Genomic DNA, 22,608 nt, shown 5'->3' with positions numbered 1-22,608 from the left:
GTACCCAGGCCGGTCTCCCCAGATTGACAGATATCAATCGTGCTCGGCATTCGAGTTTGATTGCCCGGGTGCTGGCGCGCCGGGCCTCGACCGAAGGCCGGGCGGATTGACCGTCAGCGCCCCATCCGACTGTCGTAGCTACGCGAAACGCGATCGATCAGCGCCGGATCGCGCGAACCGGTGGCGTCGAACTGCACGCGCACGCTGCCATCCGCCTGTTGGCGCACGCTGGCGGTCACAGTGCCCCCACCGATGCGCCCGACGATGGTGCCGCTGCTGCGGTCCTCGACGCTGATGGCCAGGCCCTGGTCGCGCATGGCACCGGCCGCCGCGCCGAAGGAGCGGTCGAAGCTCGCCGGGGCCGACGTCGCAACGGGATAGCCGTAGTACGCGCAGCCCGAGACGGCCAACACGGCGGCGCAACTCGCCGCCCGCGCCAGGCGCATCAGGCGGACGGCCCCACGCCGCTGCGTGCCGCGTCCGCCGACCTGCTTTCCGTCATCCATCGTGAAGCTCTTCATGCTGTCGCCTCCATCGGTTGGCCAACTACTGCGCCCCGCCCTTCTCGGCCTGAGCCTTGATCATCTGTTGCAGGATCGCCATCAACGCGGCACCGGTCAGGCCGAACATCAACACCCCGTTCGCTGCCTCGAGCGGGCCCAGCAGTTTCCAGGGCTTGGTCATCACCACATCACCGTAGCCCAGCGAACTGAAGTTCACTGCAGAGTGGTACACCGCCTCGTACAACTCGCTGAACTCGCCCAGCAGCATGAACAGCGATCCCCAGATCATGATCTGGAGGAAGTTGCCCAGGATCAGCACGATCATCACGACCAGGAGCGAGCGAATCTGAACGAAGGGCCCTGCGATGATGGCCTCGCGGTGCGATTGGTGGGAGTAGTAGCGAACGCTCCAGAACGTGAAAGTCGCCTGCAGCACCAGGCACAGCAGGATGGTCGGCAGCCCGATCGCCAGATTGATCAGCATGGTGTGAATCCTCCGTTCAGCCTGGTCTGAAGAACAGCGCGTCGGATCTGGCGGCTCGCCAGTGTTCCAGCGCCCACACCGTCGCCCAGGCATAGAGCGCCACGGCAACGAACAAGGCGACGCGCATGGCCGATGCCTTGAGCACATCCTTGCCGCCGGCGCTGTCCTCGATGGCCGGCCCCAGCAGGAGCAGCATGGTCACCAGGGACTGGAGCCAGAAGGATGGCGGCAAGGCACTGGGCCGGACCCGGAACAGCCGCACCCCGGCCCACAGCGCGGCCGCGGCCATCCACAGCATCAGCATCCACAGGTTGGGGCGCAGCGAAAGGCCGAACCAGAGGCATCCGGCGATCGCTGCGCCCATGAGCGTGGATCCCACGAGCTCCTGTCCGGCGGACCGGGCGTTCGTGGCGCCGGCCTGCTGCCCCAGCGCCACCGACTTCATGATCGCTGCGACGTAGAAGGAGGGGTTGGTCAGCGCCAGCACGAAGACCGGCATGACGACCACGACGGCGCGCAAGGCGGTCCAGCTCGCCGACTCCCGGGTGGGGACCTGCGGTGCAGCCCTTTCGCCGGCCGGCACGGGGAGATCGGGGAAGAGAGCGTGCGAAGCGCCGCTGACCAGCACGCCGATGCAAAGCCCCACCGCGAGGGTCACGCCGATCTGGAATGCGAGGGCCTGCTCCACCACCCCGATGACCGGAATCAAGGTGATGGCCATCACCACGATCGTCGTCAGCGGATTGGCCTTGCGCACGCCTGAATAGAACACCGTGTAGAGCAACGCCCCTGTCAGCAGCACGCCGGCCAGCGCGTAGTTCTCGAGCACCGGGACCACCAGCACACCGGCCACCATCAGGGCGGCCACGACGAGGGCGAAGGCGATCCCCTTGAAGAGCGGGATCGGCGGACCGGGCTTGCACAGGATCAGAACGGCCACCACGCAGACCGCGTAGGGCGCCTTCAGCGCCAGACCGTAGGCGACCAGCACCGCGAGACCCAGGCCGATGGCCAGCCGCAGCACGGCCTTGTCGGCCCGGCCCATGCGGCGCCGCCTAGTAGACATAGGACAGCATGCTCATCATGTGGATGAAGGCCGTTCCCAGCCAGTTCATCAGTCCATGATCGCCGGTGTAGACCAGCACCTCGGCCTGTCCCCCGACCCGCGCGGCGCGCAGCTGCTCACGCTCGGACGGATCGAATTCGATCGCCACCGGAAAACGCTGCGCCTGCCGCAGCCAATCGCGGCTGTTGTCGATCGTCGGCAGCGTCCCGGGCTGCGCCGGCTGCCCGCTGGCGACCCCGCTGCCGACGCTGCGCACCCGGCCCTTCAGGACCTTGCCCGGCATGACATCGAGCACGATCGCCACCGCGTCGCCGGGCTCGATGTTGCCAAGATTGTTCTCGGTCATGTCGGCGCTGATCCAGAGGTCATGCATGGTGACCAGCGTCATGAGCGGCGCGCCGGCCTGCACGAACTGGCCGACGTCGGTGCGCAGGTCGGTCACGAGGCCGTCGGCAGGTGCGATCACCTCCGTGCGCTGCATGTCCAGCTCGGCCTTTTCGACGGCCGAGCGGGCACTGATCAGTTGCGCGTTCTTGTCGCCGCCGTCGCCGGCGGCTTCCCGGGCGCGGATCAGGTCCACCCTGGCGGCCTGCTCCTGGCTGAGTGCCTTGACCCGGCTGGCCTGCGCGCTCTGGACTCGGCGGATGGAAATCGCACCAGGGTCTTCCGCGAAGATCTGCTCCAGTCGCGTGGCATCCTGCTGGGCATAGACATAGTTGGCCGCGGCCGCCCGCAGCGAGGCCTGGGCTGCGTCCACCGAAGCCACCGACGCATTGACCGAGCGCCGAACCGACTCGTAGTCGGAACGGCTGCGTTGCAGTGCGATCCGGTATTGCTCGGGGTCGATCGCGAAGAGCTGCTGTCCGTGCTGCACGCTGTCGTTGTTCTTGACGTGCACCTTCAGCACCCGGCCCGACACCTCCGCCGCCACCGGCACCACGAAGGCCTGCACCCGGGCCTGCGATGTATAGGGCGTCAGGCGATCCGACACGAAGTACCAGGCCAGGCTGGCGACGATGAGCACCAGCACGACGATCGCGCCGATGCGGGCGCCCTTGCCGGTCTCCGGCGGCGGCTGCGTGGGCTGCGTGGCGGCTTCGCTCATGGTCTTGTCCCCTCCGGAGTGGGCAGCTCATCGGCTCCGGGCGGCGGTAGCGGGGCTGCCAGCAGCCCCTTCCAGTCGCTGCGCCGGCCCATGGTCTCCTGCGTCGCAGCGTCGAGCACCGGCCGGCTGCGGGCCGCCTCCCAACCGCCACCCATGGCCTTGTAGATGGCAATCAGGCTCTGCGACAGGCTGCCGCGGCTGGCGACCAGCTGGTCCTGCTCGCTGAAGAGCGTCCGCTGCGAGTCGAGCACGCGCTGGAAGTCGATCAAGCCTTCGTTGTACTGCCTGTCGGCGATTTCCAGCGAACGCTGCGCGGCCTTCACCGCGTCGGCCAGCAGCACGATCTGCTCGCCGGTCTTGGCAAAGCCGACCGACGCATCATCGATCTCGCGGGCGGCCCGCAGCACCGTGTCCTGGTACTGCTCATAGAACTGCTGGAACCTCGCGTCCTGCAGCAGCACGGTGTTGGTCAGCCGTCCATGGTCGAACACGTTCCACACCAGGCTGGGTCCGATGGCCCCGCTCAAGACCTGTGACGATCCCGAGACCGACGTGGCCGACAGGCCCAACGAGCCCAGCAGCGAGATGGAGGGATAGAGGTCCGCCACGCTCACGCCGATCAGGGCGGACTGCGCCGCCAGCTGCATTTCCGCCGCCCGCACATCCGGACGGCGTCGCAGCAGTTCGGCCGGCAGGTCGACGATGACGTCCAGGCCGGCCTGCGGGATCCGACCCTTCCCCTCGTCCATCTCGGGCAAGGGGCCCGGGGGGCGGGCCAGCAGGATGCTCAATGCGTTCTGGGTCTGGCGCAGGACGATCTCCAGCTGGGGCACGGTCGAGAGGGTGCCCAGGTACTGGGCCTTGGCCTGCTGGACGTCCAACTCGGACTCGTTGCCGCTCTTGAAATGCAGCTCCGTGATCTGCAGGCTGCGCCTTTGCAGCTCGGCGTTCTCGCGCGAGATCCGCAGCCGCAGTTCCACCGTGCGGATCGAGCTGTACAGGCCGGCGACCTGGGCCGCCATCAGCACCTGCATGTCGTCGTATTGGGCGATGCTGGCGAGATAGGCGGCGTCCGCCGACTCGATGCTGCGCCTGAACTTGCCCCAGAAGTCGAGCTCCCAGCTCACCCTCAGCGCGGCATTGGCAGTCACGGCACTGGTGTCGCGCCCGCCTGAACGCTGCTCGCCCACGCCGAGCACCTCGCCGGTCGCCTGCTGCACCTGCGGATAGCGCGTGCTGTCGGCAATGCCGAGCTGGGCCCGTGCCTCCATGATGCGCATGCCGGCGATCCGCACGCTGGGATTGACGCGCTGCGCCTCGGCGACGAGCTGGTCGAGCACAGGGTCGTCGAAGTTGCGCCACCACGCCTGCAGCAAGCCATTGCGCGGGCGCCGCGGATCGGCGGCGAGGGCCTCGAGCGAACCGCCCGACCAACCGGACAGCCAGGGCACCCGTGGCCGTTCGAAATCGGGGCCCACCGTGGTGCAGCCCCCGAGCATCGCGGCCGCGCCGGCCAAGGCCATCACTCGCACCCTCGATCCCTTCGAAGGCATCGTGCGCATCGGTTCAGGATACGGTCGGCAATTCGCTCTCGATCTCGACGACATCCGGATCGGTCGCCACCCACCGCATGAGGATCTGATAGCCCAGGCTCAGCGCGGTGGCGCCCACGAACATGCCCAGGATCCCGGCGCCTGCCAGGCCGCCCAACGCACCGATCAGGACCACCGGCATGGGGGCATCCACCCCCCGGCCCAGCAAGAGCGGCTTCAGGACGTTGTCGAGCATGCCGGCGACCAGCAGAAGCACGCTATGGATCACGGCCGGCACGGTTTCGTACGCCCCGCTCAGCCAGATGTAGGCGATGACCGGCACGGTGACCAGGAGCGCGGGCACCTGCGCAATGCCCAGGATCAGCACGATGATCGCCAGCACGCCGGCAAAGGGAATACCGGCAATGATCAGAAAGATGCCCACGACCATGGCCTGAATGAAGGCCACGCCGACCACGCCCAGGGCCACCGCGCGAATGGTCTGGGTCGCCAGTTCGGCGAACTCCACGCCCCGCCGGGTGCCCGCGATGCGTCCGAGGATCGACTTCGCGGCTTCGCTGCCCGACTGTCCGAAGGCCATGATGATGCCTGCGATGATGAAGGAGAACACGAAAAGCAGCACCGACCCCGCCATGCTGGCCACCATCTCCAGCGCCTTGGTGGCCAGTTCCCCGAGTTGCGGCTGCAGCCTCTTGACCACCGATGGCAAGTCCTTGTTGGCCAGCGACCAGAAGCTGCTCACTTGCTTGCCAACGACGGGCCACTCCGCCACGCCGGGCGGCGGGGGAGGAATCTTCAACTCGTTGTCGCGCACGCTGACGACGGTCTCGTGGACCGAATCGCCCAACGAGCCCAGCACCACGGCCGTGGGCCCCACGATCAGCGTGATGCCGCCCAGCACCAGCAACGTGGCCGCCAACCCCTGTTTTCCACCCAGCCTGCTGGCCAGCGCCTGATGGCCCGGGTACATCGTCACCGCCAGGATCAGTGCCCAGGCCATCATGGAGATGAAGGGCGAGAAGATCCGGTAACACAGCAGGGTCAGGGCCAGTACCAGACCGGCCCGGATGAGCACATCCATGAGCTTCCTGGACATCCGTGTTTCGCGTACGAGATCGGGCTGGGAGAGCGTTGCCATGGGTCGGCCTTCGAAAGTAGACGACAGAGCCATTGTCCTGCGGCGCTTTCTCTGCGACTTGACAATTCTCAAGCGCGCGGCACTCAGCACGTTTAGATTCCTCGGCACTCGTGCGGATGTGGCAGGATGCTGGCCCCGGGAAACTCGACTCCGTATGCAACTCGGTGATTTGCCTGTAGGCGCGCGACACGAACATGTGCGCTGGACGTTGGTCGCGGTGGCAAGCATTGCCTTCGCCTTTCTTGGCGCCTGGCTGTTGCAAAGCGCGATTCCGCGCCACATCGTTCTCGCGTCCGGCCTGCGAGACGGCATGTACCACCAGTACGCGCAGCGCTACAAGGAAATCCTGGCACGCGACGGCGTGATGGTCGAGGAACGCATCACGGGCGGCGCGGACGAGAACGAGCGCTTGCTGCAGGATCCCAACTCCGGCGTGGACGTGGCCTTCGTGCATGGCGGCGTGGTGCGCCCGGCCGACCGCGGGACGCTGGTCATGCTTGCCGCCCTGTACTACGAACCGCTGTGGGTCTTCCATCGTGACAGCGTCGTACACCAGAACCTCGATGAACTTCGCCACAAGCGGCTCGCAGTGGGCTCATTGGGCAGCGGCGTGCGCGCGTTCATGGAGCCCTTGCTCGCGGCGAACGACATCACCCGCTTCAACTCCGATCTGGTGCCCCTGGTCAATCTGGAGGCCCTGCGCGCGTTGCAGGCGGGACAGGTCGACGCCGCATTCCTGATCGGGCCCGCGCAGTTTCCGGCGATCTGGCAGGCCTTGCACGACCCGGACTTGAAGCTGATGAGCCTGGCCCGCGCAGAAGCCTATCCGCGCAACTTCCCCTACATCACGAAGCTGACCTTGCCACCGGGAACGATCGATCTCGCGCGGCACATTCCGGAGCAGGAGGTGAAGCTGATCGGCACCAAGGCGATGCTGGTCTCGCGCGACGGCTTGTCGCCGGCGATCGTCAACCTGTTGCTCGAAGCCGGGCGCGAGTTGCACGGGAACCAGGGCTATTTCGAGGCGGACGACGAATTTCCGAACACTGCGATGGTGGACCTGCCCGTGTCGACCGATGCGAATCGCCACCACCGCTTCGGTCCCAGCGTACTCCACCGCTATCTGCCGTTCACCGTCGCGGCCTATCTCGAACGCCTGGTCGTGCTGCTGGTGCCCGTGCTGTTCGTGATCGTTCCCTTGACCAACTTTCTGCCGCGACTGTTCCGCTGGCGCATACGGTCGCGCATCTACCGCTGGTGCGGAGAGTTGGCACTGCTCGAACGCGATGTCCGAACACGCACCGGCGCCTTGCCCGTCGAGCAATGGCTGGCCGACCTGGGCCGCATCGAGCAGGCTGCCACGCGGATCCGCGCCCCATTGAGCTATGCCAGCGAAGCCTACACGCTGCGCGAGCACATCGGCTTGGTTCGCCAGGCCGTGATGGCCAAGTCACAAGGCGTTGACGCGAACACGGATGGTGATCCTGCAAATGCCAAGACTGAATCTGAGCGGCATGTTCTTCAGTCCCGCACCGAGTCTGTCCAGGAAGGCCCGTCGCCAGATACGAATGCATGAACCTTTTAGTGTTCACTTTTGCATTTCGCGTCTAAACTGCCGAGTCGTACGGGCCAGAGCTTGAGTCACCAGTCAGGTCGACGTTATTGCACTGTCAGGTGGCGAATTGTCTTCTCGTACGGACTCGTCGGTGTCTTGTGCGAACTGATATGGAGCCACTAACATGAAACTTGCCATAGCCGCGTTGGTCATCGCAGTCTCCGGGTGCGCCAGCCAACGAACATCATCACCACCACCACCATCGTCAGCCGTTCGTCCCGTCGGCCAAAGCCAGCTCGCCCCCATGGCAGCCGCTACATGCGTCGCGCAGAAATGGGCGACGAGTGCCGGGCAGACGGTCTACATGCAGTACGTGTATGCGAACGACACGGCATTCGATGTCTTCGTTCCAGGCCAGCAGCCACCCGACGGCTCGGCCGCCCTCGTACGCCCAGCCGCCAGTGGACCCGGTTCGATGGTGAGTTTCCGCGGCCCCGAAACCGCTGCGACTGGCGCCGTCGGCCAGTGCTCCTGAGAGCCGCCGTCACCAACGCCATCGGCCCGGTTGCCTCGGACCAGCGCTTCCGCCGTAGGCAGAGGCGCTACCAGGTCGCTCAGATTCTGGACAAGAAGTAGGCATCGCCGGGCCGGGTCAGGCCGTGCACTTCGAGGACTTGCCTGTGTGGCTCGGCGGCCTGAGGGTGCTCGTCCTGGGCGCTGTCCATGCGCCTGCAACCGGAGCGGCCGCGTTCTCGAAGACGCGCACAACGACGCTCCGGCAGCCGGCGTCCGAGATCGATGTCCGCGCACAGCCGCTTTGAGGCGACCGGCGATCCGTCAGTACTTGATGTCCCGCTTGTCCTGGCGACCGTCTTGCTTGGTGTCCCGCTTGTCCTGCCTGCACTGGCTGTTGCTCTTCTGGTTTTCGGCTCGGCAGTCGACCTTGCCCGAGCGCGCGTCCTGTTTGGCACCCTGGTTCACGTCCCTGCCTTGCTGGCGCTGCTGCGACTGATCGGTGGCCAGGGCAGCGCCCGATAGCATCAGGAGGCCGGCTGCCACCAGCATCCCGCCCGTCCCGCTCCAAAGTCCGTGTCTCGATTCGACCATTTGCATTCTCCTTTTCGCTTGGTTGAAAGCGGAAAGCATGGAAAAGCGAACTTCCATTGCTGGAAATTCATGATGGCACCAATCGCCACCGAAGAGAACAAATTCCATGCATCAGCATGCTTGGGGGCAGTTTTCGCCCAACCACCTCACGCCGAGCGTTAGGAGGCACCTTCTACTCCAGTCCGTCCTTCTTCATTTCGGCCAGCGCCCAGCCCTTGTGCGAAGTGAAGAAGAACAGCCGCCACTTGCCGCCCTCGAAGCGCCAGCGGCTGAAGCTCGGATCGCTCACGTCCTCACGCTTGTACTTGCCATCGGTCTTGGGAGGGATGAGGGCGACCTGGCGCAACTCTACGCTGGCGGTGCCATCGGGCATCATGCGCACTCGCTTGGCCTCCCATTGGAGGTCGGTGTTCTTCACGTCGTATTCGAAGGTGGTCTGCACCGCCTTCTTGCCCTTCATGCGTTCGTAATAGTCCTGCGCTTGAGTGAACCAGACGTCCTCCGTCATCAACGCCAGCCACGCTTTCACGTCGTGCCGGTTCCAGGCCTTCTCGAACTGAGCGATCGAGTCGCGCAGTGCGGCCTCGGTGCCGGCGGCCTCCTTGGCCTTCTTGGGTTGTGCGCCCGCGCCCTGCCCGAGCACCGTCCCCACGACGGCCAAACCGATCAAGAGGACGCGTCGCTTGTCCATGTTGTGCCCCGCCCGAAGTGGAAGAGTTCACGATGAGCGCCGAAGCGGAAAACGTCAATAGCTCGAAGGAGCTCAACTCCGAACTACACCGCTGAAACGAAAAAGCCCTGGCCGTTTCCGGTCAGGGCAAAAGGTCGGTGGTCGACCTTGGAGAAAGGGTGCATGCCCATTAGGTCCACCAACTGCGCCGGAGTTCCAGAAACTGAAAAGCCGCCCAAACGGGCGCGGTCGGGTTTGTCAAAGACCCGCGAATTGGCCAAACGCAAAGAGAAACAGGTCACGCCTTGTGAGCGTAACCCGTTGATCTGACTACGTTTTTTGTCGGCGTGAAAGGATTCGAACCTTCGACCCCTTGCACCCCATGAGGGGAGTTTTCGCCCAACCACTGGTCACGCCGAGCTTTTTTCGCGCCCACCCTTGACACACGAGGCGGCCAAAAATCGCCGTCCCGCGCACGCATCCCCCTCGGAGCGAGGCGCGTTTGTCAGGCCGCCCCAGGGACAATCGCCTCGATGATTCGCTCCCTCACACTTCTCCTCCTATTCGCCCTCCCCCTCGCCGTTTCCGCCGCACCGCGCACTTGCTTGGTGGTCGGCGTTTCCGACGGCGACACGCTCAAGGCCCGCTGCGGCCAGCCCGGCAGCTATGAGGAGATCAAGGTTCGCCTGAACGGGATCGACACCCCCGAAAGGCGCCAGCCCTTCGGCGAGCGCGCCAAGCAGGCCATGTCCGACCTGGTCTACATGAAGGACGTCGACCTCGACTGCATCAAGACCGATCGCTACGGTCGCAGCGTGTGCAAGGTGATGGTGATGCCCGCCTCGGCGCCGCGCGGGCCCAGGACGCTCGATGCCGGCCTCGCCATGGTCACGGTCGGGATGGCCTGGTGGTACAGGGACTACTCTCGCGAGCAGACCGCCCAGGAGCGCGGCCAATACGAGTTCGCCGAAACGGAGGCCAAGGCGAAGCACGTCGGGCTCTGGCGCGATGCCGAACCGGTACCGCCTTGGGACTGGCGAAAGGCCCAGCGCGGCGACTGATCAGGGTTCTCCCCGAGGCCCGTGGACAGACCTGTGGAAAACCGCATGCGAAACCTCGGGGATCGACTCCAGATGGGGCCGCCGACGAGATGCCCAAAAAACAGGCACTGTGGCGACCAGACCTTTTCGCCTACCTAGATCGGTCCGGCGTCGAACACCTCGACCGGTGCCAGCCGCAGGTATTGCCACGCCTCGGGTGGCGCGGACCCCCTTGTTGATCCCCTCGGGAGCCAACCAGTCGGTCGCCGACTTGGCCGGGTTGTAGATGTGGGCGCGATCGACTATCAATGACCAAGGGCATGACCCAATGCCTGGCGATGCTCGCGCGGCACTCGCCCGCATCGCACCTCCACGGTGCCGCAAAAAGAGGAAGAACATCATGCTTTTCATTGGCCATTGGCGCGTTCTTTCCGGCAATCGCAATGCCGTCATCGAGCGCTTCGCGAAGACGGGTGGGCAGGCCCCACAGGGCGTCAAAATGCTCGGGCGCTGGCACGACGTGGCGAACGGTACGGGATTCAGCATCAGTGAGGCGGACGACGCCTCCGCGATGGCGCGTTGGGCTCTGGAGTGGTCCGATCTGATGGAATTGGAAATACACCCGGCCCTGAACGACGAGCAACTGGGTGCCGTGCTAGCCGGTCTGCAACGCAAGTAGCTCGTTCCCCAGGCGAACGCTCGCAGGCCCCCCGCACCAGCTCCGCCCAGCGCGGGCTTTTTCATGTGAGGCCGCGCGCCTCTGCCGCGCTTCTCAACGGCTGCAGCCACTCCACGGCCGCCGCCGCGGGTGCCATCTCTCGCAAGCGCTCGTCGCGCCACAGATCGGCCGCCACCTCGTCAGGCCCGATGTGTTCGCCCAGATGCTGATTTGCACCAGAAATCATCGGCGCGAGCGTGTCGCGCGCTCGGCATGGAGGCGCTGATCCCCCGCTTGGGCGGGCTTTTTCGTGGTGTCGCGACGCCTTCGCCAGAGGTCACGCCAGTCCGGCATGCGAGGGATCGGCCCGAAACACCTCAACGCCCGGCGGCCGAGCACCGTGACCATGTGGACGCACGCAGGCTGAGGTTGGCCCGTTGCGGCCGCGGGGAAGCTGCAGATGATGTAGCCGGCGTGGTGAAGAACCTTGAGTTCCTGCTGAACTCTCGGATTGACGATCTCAAGAGGCATCTCCGCATCGGCGAGCGCCTGGAGCAATTCCATCGACATGACAGATCTCCCCAATCTTGCTGAAGTCGGGCGGACGGCCGCCGGCTTCGAGACCGCCTAGACCGCCCAGACAACCGAGGCTGTTTCGAGGACCAGTGCCGGCGACCGTCCGATTCTCTTTAACACTACCGGCCGAGATGCTCCCGTACCGCCTCGGACGAGGTCCCTACCGCTGCCACCGCAAGGCGGAGCTCGGCCTCGGTCACGTCATAGGCCGCGGTCCAGTACCGCACGTCGTGGTCTTCGTTCACATTGATCTCGGCCCAGTCTTGAGGGCCGCGGTTGCTCAGGTCGTCGGCCATACGTCGCTCCTTTTTTCGTGGAAGCACAGCGTGCGGCTTCAGCAGGTCGGGGCAGGTAAGACAACGCTGCATCTGTCTGCGGGAGAGAGTCGCGCGCCCGAGATCCAGCGGGTGGCGGACCCCATCGAGACACGCTGCCGCAGGGTATTGCCTAGGAGTACCCAGTCCGTGCCGGAGACGGTGCGAGTACGTCCAGCGAACGCAACGTCACCGGCGCGCTAGAGGGTCTCGATGACGATGCAAAGCCACTTCAATGGCGGCGCCGGCCCTCCCCCGTTCCCCTCACCCGAATGGCACATGAAGGTTGAGAGCGACGGTGGTCTTGACGGCACACGCAGCCCCAATCAGGAGGCCGCTGAAGAAGGTTTGGATCGTCGCCTCAAGGTTTGGCTTGAGGCGTATCACAACCGTCCCCGCCCCGTGGGCGACGATCACATTCCCTACGACTCGTGACTGGACCAGGCGGATATTCAAATGGGGCCATTTCGCGCGCCGAGCGACGAACCTCGCTAGAGCGCGCACACTGGTCGCTGTCAGTCTTGCCGCGAAAGGTCTGTATGCCCCCCGGCGGGGGAGATGCGCATGTCTCTTTTCTTGGAAGCCGCCGAAGCCTTGGTTGCCGACTATCTAAACGGACGCAGCATGCCGGAGGCTGCTCACAAAGCCGCGGTGCAAGCGGCCCGAACGCGGCTACTCAATGGACAGGTGCCCATCCTTGACGAGACGCTGTCCAGCTATATCGACAGCGAGGTGAATGAACCGATTGCGAAGAGCTACAACGATTCGGCGTCTGAATAGCTCCCTGTCACTCCGATTCAGGATTCCTAGAGGTGGCACCGGCAATCCGAGCGTATCGGGCCAGCTTCTGGAAGTGATCGCGAGCGCCGCCTTCGAGGCCGTCCGCGAGGGCATGGATGGTGGCCAGCACCTGAGACGGTATTGCACCTCGCAAGTGAACCTTATGGTGTGGCATCTGCACCAGAGACCGCAGACACCAACGACACCGGTGTTTCGCCCTCAAGACAACGGCCTCCGTCCCGGCCGCACAAAACGCCCCAGGGCTCACGCTCTGCCAGGATCCCCGCAAGGGGGAAATGCCGCCCAAAGAACCCGACCCGCGCAAGCTTGGCGGGTTTTTCGTTCAGCGCCACGCGCATCCGTCTGACAGTGCTGCACACCGGAAGATGTGCAATGATCTACGACCCATCAAAAAGGGGGGTGTCATGAAATCCCACCGAAGCGCCTCGGATGTGGCACTGATTTGGGTCATCGTGTTTGTGCTCCTCGTGTCCGTCGGCGCACTGGCCTTCAAGTTCTTGACTGAAGAGGATCCTGATGGCGTCTTTGGTACGAGGCCCGCTACGACCCAAGTGGCCGTACAGAACAGATCCACCGGGACATCGAGCGGCTAAGACGATGGCGGACTGCCGCCGTGTCGCGCCAGTTCTTCGCGCCCTTTTTGTGTGATCTCGGCGACGATCGCCGGTCCTTGTACGGTGGTGCCGTCCGGATCTCGATGCGGGAGAGGAACTGCTGCTTCCACCAGGCCGGCCGCCTTAAGGATCGCGACGTACCCGATCTCGTTGACGTCGGTGACGGTCAGCGGAAATTCCGCGTTCTCGATCCTGCGCAGGTAGTCCATGGGCATGACGAACCTCCGGTGTTTCCTATATACCGTGTCTGTCCTCGGGTAAGCCTAGATGAGTTCCGAACCATGACCGAAAACCCCGCGAGTCTCGGGCGCGCCGCCGTCGCGAAGAAGCGCGCCGCGCTGCCGAAGCGGATGACGAGAAGCTGACAGCGGCAGTGATCGGGCCACTCGTGGCATCGGACTATCCGGATGCAGACCTGCTCGACGCCTCGCCGGAGCGCGGCCGCTGAGAGGGACGCTGAGAGGGATGGACCCTTTCTCCAAGGTCGACCACCGACCTTTTGCCCTGACTGGAAACGAGACGACCCAAGAATTTGTCAGTCGCAAAGACAAACGGGTCACGCCTTGTGAGCGTAACCCGCGAGATCACCGACCCAGGCCAAGCTCAGGAAATCGCGATGCTCGCGTCGCACCTGCTGCGCATCGTCGATGCCCGTCGACCGGTGCCTCGTCTAGCCGGCCCGGTCTAGGCTGCGAGCGATGCCGCCCCGGGCTGCAGGGCGCGTGATCGGGGGCCCCCGGGGTCAGTGGCGTGGGTCGCGGCGCGGCTAAGGGGCAGCTGTGGTGGCCTCGCCGAAGGTGGCGTTTGCGGCTGCCGCATGTGCCGCGATAGGACCGACTCTCATGCTCGACGGTAGATCACAACGACCGCCGCAGCGATCGTTGCGGCAGCGCTCACGCCAGCGGCGATGTTTGCGTTCTTCTGGTCAGCGGCGTGGTGCCCTGGCTGGAAGCGATGTTCCGCCCGAGGTTTGCGGCGTCCATCTTGCGGGCATAGCCGACGGTCTCGATGGCCTTGGAGGCCGCGTTCCCGGCGCCGGCCTTGAGCTTCGCGGCGTTGAGATCGAGCGTGGTCTGGAGGTCGGCGGTGCGGCCGCTGGCCGGTTTGACGCCGGCGCGCTCCTGCTCGCGCAGCGTGGCGCCACGCTGCTGCGCGAGGTTCTGCTCGACGCTGGCCACGGCAGCAGCCGACTCGGCCGCGCGCCGCTCGGGCGTGTCGTACTCCTGCGCCACGGAGTCGGCCGCCGACCCGGCGCTCCCGACCGACGCAGCCGACGAGCTGGACAATATCCCGTGGGACCGCAGCGAGCTGGGCGCGGCCGACAATTCGATCATCGAAGCCCTTCGAGCGCTGGACGCAACCGAACAGGAGATCCAAGATGAAATTGCCGCAGAGGCCCGACGGGCGGAAAGCAATGATTCGATTCGTGCTGGCCATGAGCAAGGTGCAACCGAGCCGACGGAAAACCGTGGCCAGCCGGGCGCAGATGATCAAGGCGATGCCCTCGCCGATCGCGACTCAGCCGAAGGCTTGAAGCCCCAACCGCTGAACAGGTAGTTCGGCAGCAGCAGCGCGCGGCCGCCGGCGAGAAAGCAACCGCAGGCAGGAAGAAGGCCGACGCCGAGCGAGGCCAGTTCACCCACACCGGCAGCGATCGTGCCGCCGACGTGGCGACCGCGCAGGGGCAGACCGACATCTTCGGGACCACCCCCGAGGTGCCCAAGGCCGACGCCGCGCCGAGAGCGCCAATCACCGATGCCGGCGAGAAGGCCGGCGGCGCCCGCAAAGACCGCTGGAAGGAGCGAGGCCTCAACCTCGATGACCTGGCCGAGATCAGCGCGAGCGAGGCCGCCGAGCCGGTGCAGCAATCGGCCGTCCAAAAATCCGAGTGATCGCCGGCTAAAGTCGGAGCGGCCATGCGAGGTCTGTGCGTGGCTCTCGGGCGCGCCGATCGGTATACGCGGGAAGGCGTTGAAGTCCGCAACGTGCTCCGACCACCGCTGGGCAGTTTCGGAGGCATGTCAGGGATTGACAGGACGGCCGCTGTACCTGAGCTCCAGCAGGAGCGGCGATCACGTCGAGGGCGATGCCTATGCCGGGCTCGATCAGCCCTTCGCAGCGTTCGCACCGGCGTACAAGTTGGCGGTCCGAGTCTGCGATGTACTGTTCCTGCATTTGAACGTGCGCTCGTGCCAGGCCTCACCGGCCCGCGGACGATGCGCTGCTGCTCACCGTCGGCCGCACGCGCAATGTCGCACCGGGCATCGTCTATCGCATGGAGTACTTGCTGCGCATCGAGGCCGAAGGCCCGACTACCTGCGCGTCTCGCTGGGCGCCGCCACCGAACCGGTGTAGAACACTTCGCAGCGTTCGCCAAAGAGCTCGCTGCCCTTTTGCAACAGTCCGCGCACAGGCCCGGTGAGGGACGCGAGCAGACTCGGTTGCTCCACCAGCGGATTCTGGAACGTGCCGTTGATTCGCTGCCGCACCTTGGCGCAGCCCTTCGCGTCGATCAGCGCCATGGTTACGTTGTTGAACCGGCCGTTGACGAAGTCGAGCCCTCCGCGCAAGGCGATGCGGTTCTCCTTCGTTACCATCGCCACATCCTGCGCGTGGGCCACGCCGCGCTCGACCTTCCAGTCGGACACGAGAGCGCGGATCTCGCTGCTGCCACCCGTTCCCTGAAGGATGTTCGCAAAGTCATACCCCTTGGTGACCACCAGGCCGAGAGGCCCGGCGAAGAAGAAGGCCCCCGCATCCACGAGGCTGAAGTTCTGGCTGGACTCAAACCGCGAAAGCTTCGCGTCCAGATCGCCGCCACTGAGCGTGAGGTTCTTGCCGCGCAGCGAGATCTGCCCCTTCACGGACTGCCGCATCTCCTTCCCGGTTCCCTGCATCGACAGGTTCGCGGAGAAGTCCATCCGGCCTGCTGCGACCTTCTGCCGCGCCATGGTCTTGAAGAACTCCTCGATGGGGAACTGCGGGAGGGAGTACTGGATGCGGTATTGCGGGACGGCGCCCGAAACGTCCACCTGTAGACTCCCCGATCCCTGCGTGCCAAAGATCCACGCCGTGAGCGGGCTCAGATCGAAGACCCCGTCCTTCGCGACGGCCGAGAACTTCAGATCCGACACCGTGAGGCCCTCGTTGCGGAGCTCCCCGCAAGCGATTTCTGCGGTGAATGAAAGGTCCTTGATGAGGTTCGAGACCTGCCCGCCCGAAAACCGCAGGCGATGCATGTCCAGGCGGCAATCCGCAGCCTCGAACCCTCCCCCGGATCCTTGGTCCACGTAGACGAGCGTCCCGTGCGAAAGGGAAACGTTCGGCCAGTCCAGTGGAGGCAGCGTTGCTGCGGCGGCCTCCGGCTGCTCAAAGTTGAAGCGGCCATCGCGGTCCTTCTCGATGGAGACCGTGGCGTGTTGCAGCGTGATCCTCTCGACCTGCACCTCGTTCTTGAGTAGGGGCAGCAGGCCGACCTCGATCCTGGCCTGCTTCGCGTATGCGAGGTCCCTCCCCATGTTGTGAATGTGCACATCCTCGAGCGTGACGAGCATGCCGGGGAAGAAGCTGATTCCCCGCCGTCCGCCGACGCTGACCTCCACCCCCAAGGCGCGCGAAGCCGCCCCCTCCAAGCGCGCCTTGCCGACGTTGCCGTCCACAAGGAAAAACAGCGCCCCCGCGACCAGGACGAGAAGACCCGCCACCCCGATGGCGACGGAGAGGAGGGTTCTGGTTGATCGTGCCATCGGCTCAGCTGTCACCGAGGTCGGTGTTCGCTATCAGACAAACTCGCGCGCGCCGGTGGGACGAGAGTGTTGGTGCCGCGAGTCCAAGGCGACGTCGAAGGCAAAGGAGCACGGGACGAAAAGCCACCAAACCTCACGAACGCGGCCGTCCCACTACGAAGGGACCGAGGGACGCACGGCGATCTCATTCTTGACCGCCTTCACACCGTTGACCTTGCACGCGAGGCTCTCGGCCATGCTCTTTTCCGTTGCGTTCCTGGCGAAGTCAGACCGCATGATGGTGCCATTGAGCGTCTCGACGCGCATGCTGGACGCGTCGATGTCCATGTTGTCGACGAAGATACAGGCCATAGCGGCATCGCTTCGGATCTGTCTTGACTGTACGGTGGCGCACAGACAACGCCCATGGCTCGCTCCATGCTACCAAATGACAGTCATCCGGCGCTGGTACGGTAGCGCACAGACGGCGGCCCGGGCCTGACTAGGATTGCGGACAGGGACATCGTGACCACGTCCGAAATCATCGGACGTCGGTGCGCCGTTCTGCCGTGGACCTTGTGATGCAACTTAGCCTGCTCGATCTGCCCTGGTGGGGTCTTGTGCTGGTCACGCTGGGCTTGACCCACGTCACCATCGCTGCGGTCACCATTTTCCTGCATCGCCACCAGGCACATCGCGCGCTGGAACTGCATCCCATCGCCAGCCACTTCTTCCGTTTCTGGCTGTGGCTCACCACCGGGATGGTGACCAAGGAATGGGCGGCGATTCATCGCAAGCACCACGCCAACTGCGAAACGTCCGAAGACCCCCACAGCCCGCAGATCCATGGCATCAGGAAAGTGCTGTTCGAGGGCACCGAGCTCTATCGCCTGGAATCCAGGAACGCCGAAACGCTCGAAAGGTACGGCCGTGGCACCCCCAACGACTGGATCGAGCGCAACCTGTACGCGAGACACACCCGGCTCGGGATTGGGGTCGTGCTGATGATCGACGTCACCCTGTTCGGCCCGATCGGGCTCAGCATGTGGGCGGTGCAGATGCTGTGGATCCCGTTCTTCGCCGCCGGCGTCATCAACGGCGTCGGTCACTACTGGGGCTATCGCAATTTCGCGCCGAACGACAGCTCCAGCAATGTCGTGCCGTGGGGCATCCTGATCGGCGGCGAAGAGCTCCACAACAACCACCATGCCTATGTCACCTCCGCCAGGCTGTCCAGCAAGTGGTGGGAGTTCGACATCGGCTGGATGTACATCCGCATCCTGGAAATGATCCACTTGGCCAGGGTGCGCAAGGTGGCGCCAAGGATTCGCTACAACGCATCCAAGACTCGCTGCGACATGGGTACCCTGCAGGCCGTCATCACCCACAGGTACGACGTGCTGGCCAAGTTCGCCAGATTCTTGCGCCCGATCGCCGTGGAGGAACTCCTCCGCCTGCGGGCGAGCACGATCCCGAGTTCGACCGACTCCAGAGCGCTGGATTCGGTCAAGTACTTGCTGCAAAGGGACGCGAGGGGACTGCCGGAGAAGGAGCGCGCCGCCCTGGAACAGACTCTGCATTCGAGCGCGGTGCTGAGCACCATCTACTCGATGCGACAAGAACTCATTGATCTGTGGAGCCGATCCGCCGCCTCGAAGGAGCAGTTGGTGAAACTGTTGGAAGACTGGTGCCGGCGCGCTGAGCAAAGCGGCGTTGGTGCTCTGCGCGAATTCTCTCGAGTACTGCGCCGCTACGACTCACTGACAGGAGAAATGAAATGACATTGGGAACAATTCTGCTGATCATCGTGGTTCTGCTGCTCCTCGGCGCGATTCCAAGCTGGCCCCACAGTCGGGGTTGGGGCTACGGCCCCAGCGGGGGTATCGGGCTGGTACTGCTGGTCCTGGTCGTTCTGTTGTTGATGGGAAAGATCTAGCCCTCGCGCTGAGTTGATCGATACCTCCAGGCGCCGATGCCGTCGCCAGGAGACTGAGCATGGAAAAACAAGCCGGTAGCTTACCGACCGCCCCACGTCACCGCACTAGCGGCCCCTCGACAGCCTACGCTGCGTCGAGGCCTCCTGGGCTTTCATATACGCCGCAGCATCTATGTTTTACAGACCGTCCCCGCTCGATTTGTCTGCCTTGATGAACACGCGCAGGTAGTACGGCACATTCCGCGCACCCCCGAGTTTTTCTTCGAGCACCTAGGAGAGCAGCCATGAAAATTGCTCAGGTCGCACCGCTCTACGAAGCGGTTCCGCCCTACCTGTACGGGGGGACCGAAAGGGTGGTCGCTCACCTGACCGACGCGCTTGTGGACCAAGGCCATCAAGTCACCCTATTCTCGTCCGGCGAGGCGCGAACGCGAGCCACGCTCGTGGCGACGCGCAGGCAGGCGATCCGGCTGGACCCTGCCGTGCTCAAATCCGACCTCGCGAGCCACCTGTCGATGCTGGATGAGGTACGGCGCATGGCCGACGAGTTCGACGTGCTGCATTTCCACATCGACATGTTGCACTTTCCCTTGTTCGAGGATGTCGCCGCGCGTACTTTGACGACACTGCACGGCCGGCTCGACATCGCCGACCTGCCCGATACCTACCGCCGATGGAAGAAGTATCCGCTCGTGTCTATTTCGGACAACCAACGCAAGCCGCTGCCCGATGGCAACTGGTACGCGACCGTGCACCACGGCATAGCCGCAGACAGCTGTCGGTTCAGTGATTCGGCGCGCGGCGACTACCTGGCTTTCCTCGGTCGCATTTCGCCTGAGAAGCGGCCGGACCGCGCCATCGAGATCGCGAAGGTGTCGGGCGTTCCGCTCCGCATCGCCGCGAAAGTCGACAACGTCGATCGCGAGTATTTCGAGCGCGAGATTCGCCCACTGCTTGACCACCCTTTGGTCGAATTTCTCGGGGAGATCGACGATGAGCACAAGAGCCAGTTCCTCGGCGACGCGCGCGCGCTGCTATTCCCGATCGATTGGCCCGAACCGTTCGGCCTGGTGATGATCGAGGCGATGGCTTGCGGCACGCCGGTGATTGCCTGGCGCCGTGGATCGGTGCCCGAGATCGTCGACCCCGGCGTGACAGGTTACATCGTGGACGACGTCGCGCAAGCGGCCGAGGCCGTCGAAGCCGTGCGGCGTCTGCCGCGCGCACGGGTACGTGCCGTATTCGAAGAGCGCTTCACGGCGCAAGCAATGGCGCAGCACTACGCGCAACTCTACTGGCAGCTCGCGCGCGACAGCCGAGCCTCGCTGCTCGAAGGCGAGGCGGCATGAAGAGACCTGGACCTGAAGGAGCGGTGCCTTGAGCGCGGCAGCAGAAAAATCCACGGTGACGCAGGAAGATGCATGGCCCGCCCCGCCTGCGCGCTCCGGGCAGCGGCTTTTCGTCTTGAAGGAAGGCGACACCTTCCTGGTCGCCGATGCGTTTGGCGATGTCACCGGAGAGGGTGACGGCCTCTTCCACAATGACACCCGCCTCTTGTCGACTTTCCGCCTGCTGATGGACGGGCTCCAGCCGGCGCTCCTTTCGAGCGCGGTGAGCCAGGACAACGCCTTCTTCACGGCCAACATGACCAACCACCCGTTGCCGCCGCTGGGTGAAACCTCGATGCCCGAGGGCGTGATACATCTGGAACGGCGGCGCTTTCTGTGGGACGCCCGCGTGTATGAACGCATTTCCCTTGCCAACTACAGCGACGAGGCGGCGCGCGTGCCGATCCAACTGCTTTACGCAGCCGACTTCCGGGACATGTTCGAGGTGCGAGGCCATAGCCGGAACAAGCGCGGCGATCCCGCCGACGCGCAAGTCGATGACCGCGGCGTCGCATTGCGCTATCAGGGTCTCGACGCCGTATGGCGCAGCGTCGTGGTGTCGTTTTCCGAGGTGCCGCAACGCTTGACCGAAGATCACGCCGAATTCGAGGTGTTTCTAGCCAGACGCGCACGCTGGACGTTGTATGTCGAGGTCGGGACCGCGCACACCCTGCCGTCGCGCCAGAGCTACCGTGATGCCGCGGCGCAGGCACGCTGCATCCTGCGGCTGCACCGCCGCCGTGGTTCGCGGCTGCGTGTATCGAATCGGTTGTTCCAGGCATGGATCGACAAGTCCGAGGCCGACCTCGCGTTGCTGACCACCGAATTGCCCACCGGCCCGTATCCCTACGCCGGCATTCCATGGTTTTCGACGCCCTTCGGCCGCGATGCGGTGATCACGGCGATGCAAACGCTCTGGATCGATCCGGCCCTTGCGCGTGGGGTGCTTTCTTTCCTGGCGGCTCACCAGGCGCTCGAGACGTCGACCTTCCGGGACGCCGAGCCGGGCAAGATCATGCACGAGACGCGCAAGGGTGAGATGGCAGCTGTCAATGAATTGCCCTTCGGCAAGTACTACGGCGGCGTCGACACCACCCCGCTGTTCGTAATGCTCGCCGCAGCCTATGCCCAGCACACCGGAGACTTCGAATTCATCAATGGCATATGGAGCGCGCTGGTGGCGGCAATGACGTGGATCGAGAGCAACGTGGCACGCCATGGCGGCTTCCTGAGCTACGCACGCGGAGAGGCCACCGGGCTCGCCAACCAGGGTTGGAAGGACAGCCACGACTCCGTGTTCCACGAAGACGGCAGCTCGCCGGTTGGACCGATCGCCTTGGTGGAGGTACAGGGCTACACGTATGCGGCATTGCGTGGCATGGCGTCGCTGGCAACCCGTCGTGGCGATGACCTTGCTTCTGAACGGTGGAGCAAGTCTGCGTCGTCCCTGGCGGCTCGGGTGGAGCAAGCCTTCTGGCAGGACGATCTCGAGTTCTATGCGATCGCGCTTGACGGCAAGGGCAGCCCTTGCCGCGTGCGCGCTTCCAACGCCGGCCACCTCCTGTTCAGCGGCCTCCCTTCGCTCGAACGTGGCCGCATCGTGGCTCGGCATCTTCTTTCGGGCGCTTTTGATTCCGGGTGGGGCGTGCGCACGCTGCCTTCGAACATGGCGCGCTTCAACCCGATGTCCTATCACAACGGCTCTGTCTGGCCGCACGACGTGGCACTTTGCGCCGCGGGGGTGGCGCGGTATGGCGACCGCGATGGCGCGGTCCATCTGCTGAACAACCTGTTCGAGGCCGCCGCGTTCTTCGGGCTGCGCCTGCCCGAGTTGTTTTGCGGATTCAAGCGTTCGCCGGGCGAATCGCCCATCGCCTATCCGGTAGCCTGTCTCCCGCAGGCCTGGGCTGCTGGATCGGTGTTCATGCTGCTGCAGGCGTGCCTGGGGGTGGAAATCGACGCACAGGCTGACTGCATGCTCATCAACAGGCCCCGGCTGCCCGTCGGCATCGATTCGCTGAACATCGGCAGCATTTCTGTAGGCGCAAGCCGATTCGATTTGGCGTTCCGGCGGGTGGAGGGCGGCGTGGTGGCCTTCGTCGAGCCGGAAGGCGGCGCGTCACCCACGCGCGTCGAAGTGCGCCTCTAACGGCCGCCGGCCACGCGCGTTGTCTTCGCGGCCCTACAGGCCTGTTGCGCCTCCGTGGCACGCTTATGTGGCGCTTGTTTGACCTGCCCCCTCCTGCCGTGCCATTCATAACGAGGAAGTCCGGGGTTGCAAGATTAATTGATCTCGGTGGTTGTTGAGCTGGATCGAGCTGCGTCGCCAGCGCGCTGGCGATGCAGCTCGGCGAACTTCGCCGGTGGCATTCGCT

Annotated in this window: 26 protein-coding genes and 1 tRNA gene; 12 read left to right on the top strand and 15 right to left on the bottom strand. The window is 64.6% G+C overall.

Features of this window, described 5'->3' with window-relative positions:
• Positions 1-113 precede the first annotated feature (113 nt).
• The 6 genes from AC1DYK_RS06310 to AC1DYK_RS06285 form a co-directional block, all read right to left on the bottom strand.
• A complete protein-coding gene (locus tag AC1DYK_RS06310) occupies positions 114-446 on the bottom strand; it encodes a hypothetical protein (RefSeq protein WP_478091510.1) in 333 nt (110 codons plus the stop codon).
• Between the two features lie 100 nt (positions 447-546).
• The gene (locus AC1DYK_RS06305; protein ID WP_478165481.1) at positions 547-987 is read right to left on the bottom strand and encodes an ion channel; all 441 of its coding nucleotides are present in this window, start codon (positions 985-987) and stop codon (positions 547-549) included.
• 16 nt (positions 988-1,003) lie between these two features.
• The gene (locus AC1DYK_RS06300) at positions 1,004-2,032 is read right to left on the bottom strand and encodes a DUF2955 domain-containing protein (protein ID WP_478165480.1); all 1,029 of its coding nucleotides are present in this window, start codon (positions 2,030-2,032) and stop codon (positions 1,004-1,006) included.
• Between the two features lie 10 nt (positions 2,033-2,042).
• Complete coding sequence (locus tag AC1DYK_RS06295) at positions 2,043-3,158, bottom strand: HlyD family secretion protein (RefSeq protein ID WP_478165479.1); 1,116 nt, start codon at positions 3,156-3,158, stop codon at positions 2,043-2,045.
• Positions 3,155-4,711, bottom strand: coding sequence for an efflux transporter outer membrane subunit (locus AC1DYK_RS06290; RefSeq protein WP_478165478.1), 1,557 nt, complete (start codon positions 4,709-4,711; stop codon positions 3,155-3,157). Before AC1DYK_RS06290 ends, AC1DYK_RS06295 begins: the two co-directional genes overlap by 4 nt.
• A gap of 13 nt (positions 4,712-4,724) precedes the next feature.
• On the bottom strand, positions 4,725-5,792 hold the full coding sequence (locus AC1DYK_RS06285) for an AI-2E family transporter (protein WP_478165477.1): 1,068 nt from the start codon (positions 5,790-5,792) through the stop codon (positions 4,725-4,727).
• Between AC1DYK_RS06285 and AC1DYK_RS06280 the strand changes: the two genes are divergently transcribed.
• Together AC1DYK_RS06280 and AC1DYK_RS06275 are read left to right on the top strand one after the other, a co-directional pair.
• Entirely contained in the window at positions 5,791-7,425 is a 1,635-nt protein-coding gene (locus AC1DYK_RS06280) for a TAXI family TRAP transporter solute-binding subunit (protein ID WP_478165476.1), read from the top strand. The two genes, AC1DYK_RS06285 and AC1DYK_RS06280, sit on opposite strands and share 2 nt — an antisense overlap.
• 283 nt (positions 7,426-7,708) lie before the next feature.
• On the top strand, positions 7,709-7,939 hold the full coding sequence (locus AC1DYK_RS06275) for a hypothetical protein (protein ID WP_478165475.1): 231 nt from the start codon (positions 7,709-7,711) through the stop codon (positions 7,937-7,939).
• Between the two features lie 302 nt (positions 7,940-8,241).
• Here the strand turns inward: AC1DYK_RS06275 and AC1DYK_RS06270 are convergent, their stop codons facing one another.
• From AC1DYK_RS06270 to AC1DYK_RS06260, 3 genes are all read right to left on the bottom strand, one after another.
• Positions 8,242-8,619, bottom strand: a complete 378-nt coding sequence (locus AC1DYK_RS06270) for a hypothetical protein (protein ID WP_478165474.1) — start codon at positions 8,617-8,619, stop codon at positions 8,242-8,244.
• A 64-nt stretch (positions 8,620-8,683) separates the two neighbouring features.
• On the bottom strand, positions 8,684-9,202 hold the full coding sequence (locus AC1DYK_RS06265) for a nuclear transport factor 2 family protein (RefSeq protein WP_478165473.1): 519 nt from the start codon (positions 9,200-9,202) through the stop codon (positions 8,684-8,686).
• A 321-nt stretch (positions 9,203-9,523) separates the two neighbouring features.
• A tRNA-OTHER gene (locus tag AC1DYK_RS06260) sits at positions 9,524-9,599 on the bottom strand.
• Between the two features lie 115 nt (positions 9,600-9,714).
• On the opposite strand from AC1DYK_RS06260, the gene AC1DYK_RS06255 reads away from it, so the two are divergent.
• On the top strand, positions 9,715-10,242 hold the full coding sequence (locus AC1DYK_RS06255; protein WP_478165472.1) for a thermonuclease family protein: 528 nt from the start codon (positions 9,715-9,717) through the stop codon (positions 10,240-10,242).
• Positions 10,243-10,621: 379 nt separating this feature from the next.
• Positions 10,622-10,900 carry a DUF3303 domain-containing protein gene (locus tag AC1DYK_RS06250; RefSeq protein WP_477650274.1) on the top strand — a complete coding sequence of 93 codons (279 nt, stop codon included), beginning with the start codon at positions 10,622-10,624 and terminating at the stop codon, positions 10,898-10,900.
• 222 nt (positions 10,901-11,122) lie between these two features.
• Here the strand turns inward: AC1DYK_RS06250 and AC1DYK_RS06245 are convergent, their stop codons facing one another.
• Complete coding sequence (locus AC1DYK_RS06245; RefSeq protein WP_478165471.1) at positions 11,123-11,449, bottom strand: hypothetical protein; 327 nt, start codon at positions 11,447-11,449, stop codon at positions 11,123-11,125.
• 125 nt (positions 11,450-11,574) lie between these two features.
• Entirely contained in the window at positions 11,575-11,751 is a 177-nt protein-coding gene (locus AC1DYK_RS06240) for a DUF3606 domain-containing protein (protein ID WP_478165470.1), read from the bottom strand.
• Positions 11,752-11,982: 231 nt separating this feature from the next.
• Between AC1DYK_RS06240 and AC1DYK_RS06235 the strand changes: the two genes are divergently transcribed.
• The gene (locus AC1DYK_RS06235) at positions 11,983-12,204 is read left to right on the top strand and encodes a hypothetical protein (protein WP_478165469.1); all 222 of its coding nucleotides are present in this window, start codon (positions 11,983-11,985) and stop codon (positions 12,202-12,204) included.
• A 129-nt stretch (positions 12,205-12,333) separates the two neighbouring features.
• A complete protein-coding gene (locus AC1DYK_RS06230) occupies positions 12,334-12,549 on the top strand; it encodes a hypothetical protein (RefSeq protein ID WP_478165468.1) in 216 nt (71 codons plus the stop codon).
• Positions 12,550-13,159: 610 nt separating this feature from the next.
• Here the strand turns inward: AC1DYK_RS06230 and AC1DYK_RS06225 are convergent.
• Together AC1DYK_RS06225 and AC1DYK_RS06220 are read right to left on the bottom strand one after the other, a co-directional pair.
• The gene (locus tag AC1DYK_RS06225) at positions 13,160-13,399 is read right to left on the bottom strand and encodes a hypothetical protein (protein WP_478165467.1); all 240 of its coding nucleotides are present in this window, start codon (positions 13,397-13,399) and stop codon (positions 13,160-13,162) included.
• A gap of 678 nt (positions 13,400-14,077) precedes the next feature.
• On the bottom strand, positions 14,078-14,416 hold the full coding sequence (locus tag AC1DYK_RS06220; RefSeq protein ID WP_478165466.1) for a hypothetical protein: 339 nt from the start codon (positions 14,414-14,416) through the stop codon (positions 14,078-14,080).
• On the opposite strand from AC1DYK_RS06220, the gene AC1DYK_RS06215 reads away from it, so the two are divergent.
• Both AC1DYK_RS06215 and AC1DYK_RS06210 read left to right on the top strand, forming a co-directional pair.
• Positions 14,397-14,741 (top strand): hypothetical protein, encoded by a 345-nt coding sequence (locus AC1DYK_RS06215; RefSeq protein WP_478165465.1) that lies wholly within the window; start codon positions 14,397-14,399, stop codon positions 14,739-14,741. The genes AC1DYK_RS06220 and AC1DYK_RS06215 overlap by 20 nt on opposite strands.
• A gap of 110 nt (positions 14,742-14,851) precedes the next feature.
• Positions 14,852-15,076, top strand: a complete 225-nt coding sequence (locus AC1DYK_RS06210; protein ID WP_478165464.1) for a hypothetical protein — start codon at positions 14,852-14,854, stop codon at positions 15,074-15,076.
• Between the two features lie 420 nt (positions 15,077-15,496).
• On the opposite strand, the gene AC1DYK_RS06205 is transcribed toward AC1DYK_RS06210, so the two are convergent.
• Together AC1DYK_RS06205 and AC1DYK_RS06200 are read right to left on the bottom strand one after the other, a co-directional pair.
• Entirely contained in the window at positions 15,497-16,930 is a 1,434-nt protein-coding gene (locus AC1DYK_RS06205) for an AsmA family protein (RefSeq protein ID WP_478165463.1), read from the bottom strand.
• 153 nt (positions 16,931-17,083) lie between these two features.
• Positions 17,084-17,257, bottom strand: a complete 174-nt coding sequence (locus AC1DYK_RS06200) for a BON domain-containing protein (protein ID WP_478165462.1) — start codon at positions 17,255-17,257, stop codon at positions 17,084-17,086.
• Positions 17,258-17,490: 233 nt separating this feature from the next.
• On the opposite strand from AC1DYK_RS06200, the gene AC1DYK_RS06195 reads away from it, so the two are divergent.
• From AC1DYK_RS06195 to AC1DYK_RS06180, 4 genes are all read left to right on the top strand, one after another.
• On the top strand, positions 17,491-18,690 hold the full coding sequence (locus AC1DYK_RS06195; RefSeq protein WP_478158132.1) for a DesA family fatty acid desaturase: 1,200 nt from the start codon (positions 17,491-17,493) through the stop codon (positions 18,688-18,690).
• The gene (locus AC1DYK_RS06190) at positions 18,687-18,845 is read left to right on the top strand and encodes a DUF3309 family protein (RefSeq protein ID WP_478165461.1); all 159 of its coding nucleotides are present in this window, start codon (positions 18,687-18,689) and stop codon (positions 18,843-18,845) included. Before AC1DYK_RS06195 ends, AC1DYK_RS06190 begins: the two co-directional genes overlap by 4 nt.
• Positions 18,846-19,129: 284 nt before the next feature.
• Positions 19,130-20,194 (top strand): glycosyltransferase family 4 protein, encoded by a 1,065-nt coding sequence (locus AC1DYK_RS06185; RefSeq protein ID WP_478165460.1) that lies wholly within the window; start codon positions 19,130-19,132, stop codon positions 20,192-20,194.
• Between the two features lie 28 nt (positions 20,195-20,222).
• Entirely contained in the window at positions 20,223-22,382 is a 2,160-nt protein-coding gene (locus AC1DYK_RS06180) for an amylo-alpha-1,6-glucosidase (protein WP_478165459.1), read from the top strand.
• Positions 22,383-22,608 lie beyond the last annotated feature (226 nt).

It is taken from the genome of Variovorax sp. P2_H12 (assembly GCF_056403395.1).
The sequence above is the reverse complement of the archived record's forward strand: the minus strand, read 5'-3'. Positions and strand labels throughout refer to the sequence as shown.

Excerpts from the sequence above, each read along its gene's own strand:
- AC1DYK_RS06310 (WP_478091510.1), bottom strand. The coding sequence starts at position 446 with ATGCGCCTGGCGCGGGCGGCGAGTTGCGCCGCCGTGTTGGCCGTCTCG.
- AC1DYK_RS06305 (WP_478165481.1), bottom strand. The coding sequence starts at position 987 with ATGCTGATCAATCTGGCGATCGGGCTGCCGACCATCCTGCTGTGCCTG.
- AC1DYK_RS06300 (WP_478165480.1), bottom strand. The coding sequence starts at position 2,032 with ATGGGCCGGGCCGACAAGGCCGTGCTGCGGCTGGCCATCGGCCTGGGT.
- AC1DYK_RS06295 (WP_478165479.1), bottom strand. The coding sequence starts at position 3,158 with ATGAGCGAAGCCGCCACGCAGCCCACGCAGCCGCCGCCGGAGACCGGC.
- AC1DYK_RS06290 (WP_478165478.1), bottom strand. The coding sequence starts at position 4,711 with ATGCCTTCGAAGGGATCGAGGGTGCGAGTGATGGCCTTGGCCGGCGCG.
- AC1DYK_RS06280 (WP_478165476.1), top strand. The coding sequence starts at position 5,791 with ATGAGCTTCCTGGACATCCGTGTTTCGCGTACGAGATCGGGCTGGGAG.
- AC1DYK_RS06285 (WP_478165477.1), bottom strand. The coding sequence starts at position 5,792 with ATGGATGTGCTCATCCGGGCCGGTCTGGTACTGGCCCTGACCCTGCTG.
- AC1DYK_RS06275 (WP_478165475.1), top strand. The coding sequence starts at position 7,709 with ATGGCAGCCGCTACATGCGTCGCGCAGAAATGGGCGACGAGTGCCGGG.
- AC1DYK_RS06270 (WP_478165474.1), bottom strand. The coding sequence starts at position 8,619 with ATGGAATTTGTTCTCTTCGGTGGCGATTGGTGCCATCATGAATTTCCA.
- AC1DYK_RS06265 (WP_478165473.1), bottom strand. The coding sequence starts at position 9,202 with ATGGACAAGCGACGCGTCCTCTTGATCGGTTTGGCCGTCGTGGGGACG.
- AC1DYK_RS06255 (WP_478165472.1), top strand. The coding sequence starts at position 9,715 with ATGATTCGCTCCCTCACACTTCTCCTCCTATTCGCCCTCCCCCTCGCC.
- AC1DYK_RS06250 (WP_477650274.1), top strand. The coding sequence starts at position 10,622 with ATGCTTTTCATTGGCCATTGGCGCGTTCTTTCCGGCAATCGCAATGCC.
- AC1DYK_RS06245 (WP_478165471.1), bottom strand. The coding sequence starts at position 11,449 with ATGTCGATGGAATTGCTCCAGGCGCTCGCCGATGCGGAGATGCCTCTT.
- AC1DYK_RS06240 (WP_478165470.1), bottom strand. The coding sequence starts at position 11,751 with ATGGCCGACGACCTGAGCAACCGCGGCCCTCAAGACTGGGCCGAGATC.
- AC1DYK_RS06235 (WP_478165469.1), top strand. The coding sequence starts at position 11,983 with ATGACGATGCAAAGCCACTTCAATGGCGGCGCCGGCCCTCCCCCGTTC.
- AC1DYK_RS06230 (WP_478165468.1), top strand. The coding sequence starts at position 12,334 with ATGTCTCTTTTCTTGGAAGCCGCCGAAGCCTTGGTTGCCGACTATCTA.
- AC1DYK_RS06225 (WP_478165467.1), bottom strand. The coding sequence starts at position 13,399 with ATGCCCATGGACTACCTGCGCAGGATCGAGAACGCGGAATTTCCGCTG.
- AC1DYK_RS06205 (WP_478165463.1), bottom strand. The coding sequence starts at position 16,930 with ATGGCACGATCAACCAGAACCCTCCTCTCCGTCGCCATCGGGGTGGCG.
- AC1DYK_RS06200 (WP_478165462.1), bottom strand. The coding sequence starts at position 17,257 with ATGGACATCGACGCGTCCAGCATGCGCGTCGAGACGCTCAATGGCACC.
- AC1DYK_RS06195 (WP_478158132.1), top strand. The coding sequence starts at position 17,491 with ATGCAACTTAGCCTGCTCGATCTGCCCTGGTGGGGTCTTGTGCTGGTC.
- AC1DYK_RS06190 (WP_478165461.1), top strand. The coding sequence starts at position 18,687 with ATGACATTGGGAACAATTCTGCTGATCATCGTGGTTCTGCTGCTCCTC.
- AC1DYK_RS06185 (WP_478165460.1), top strand. The coding sequence starts at position 19,130 with ATGAAAATTGCTCAGGTCGCACCGCTCTACGAAGCGGTTCCGCCCTAC.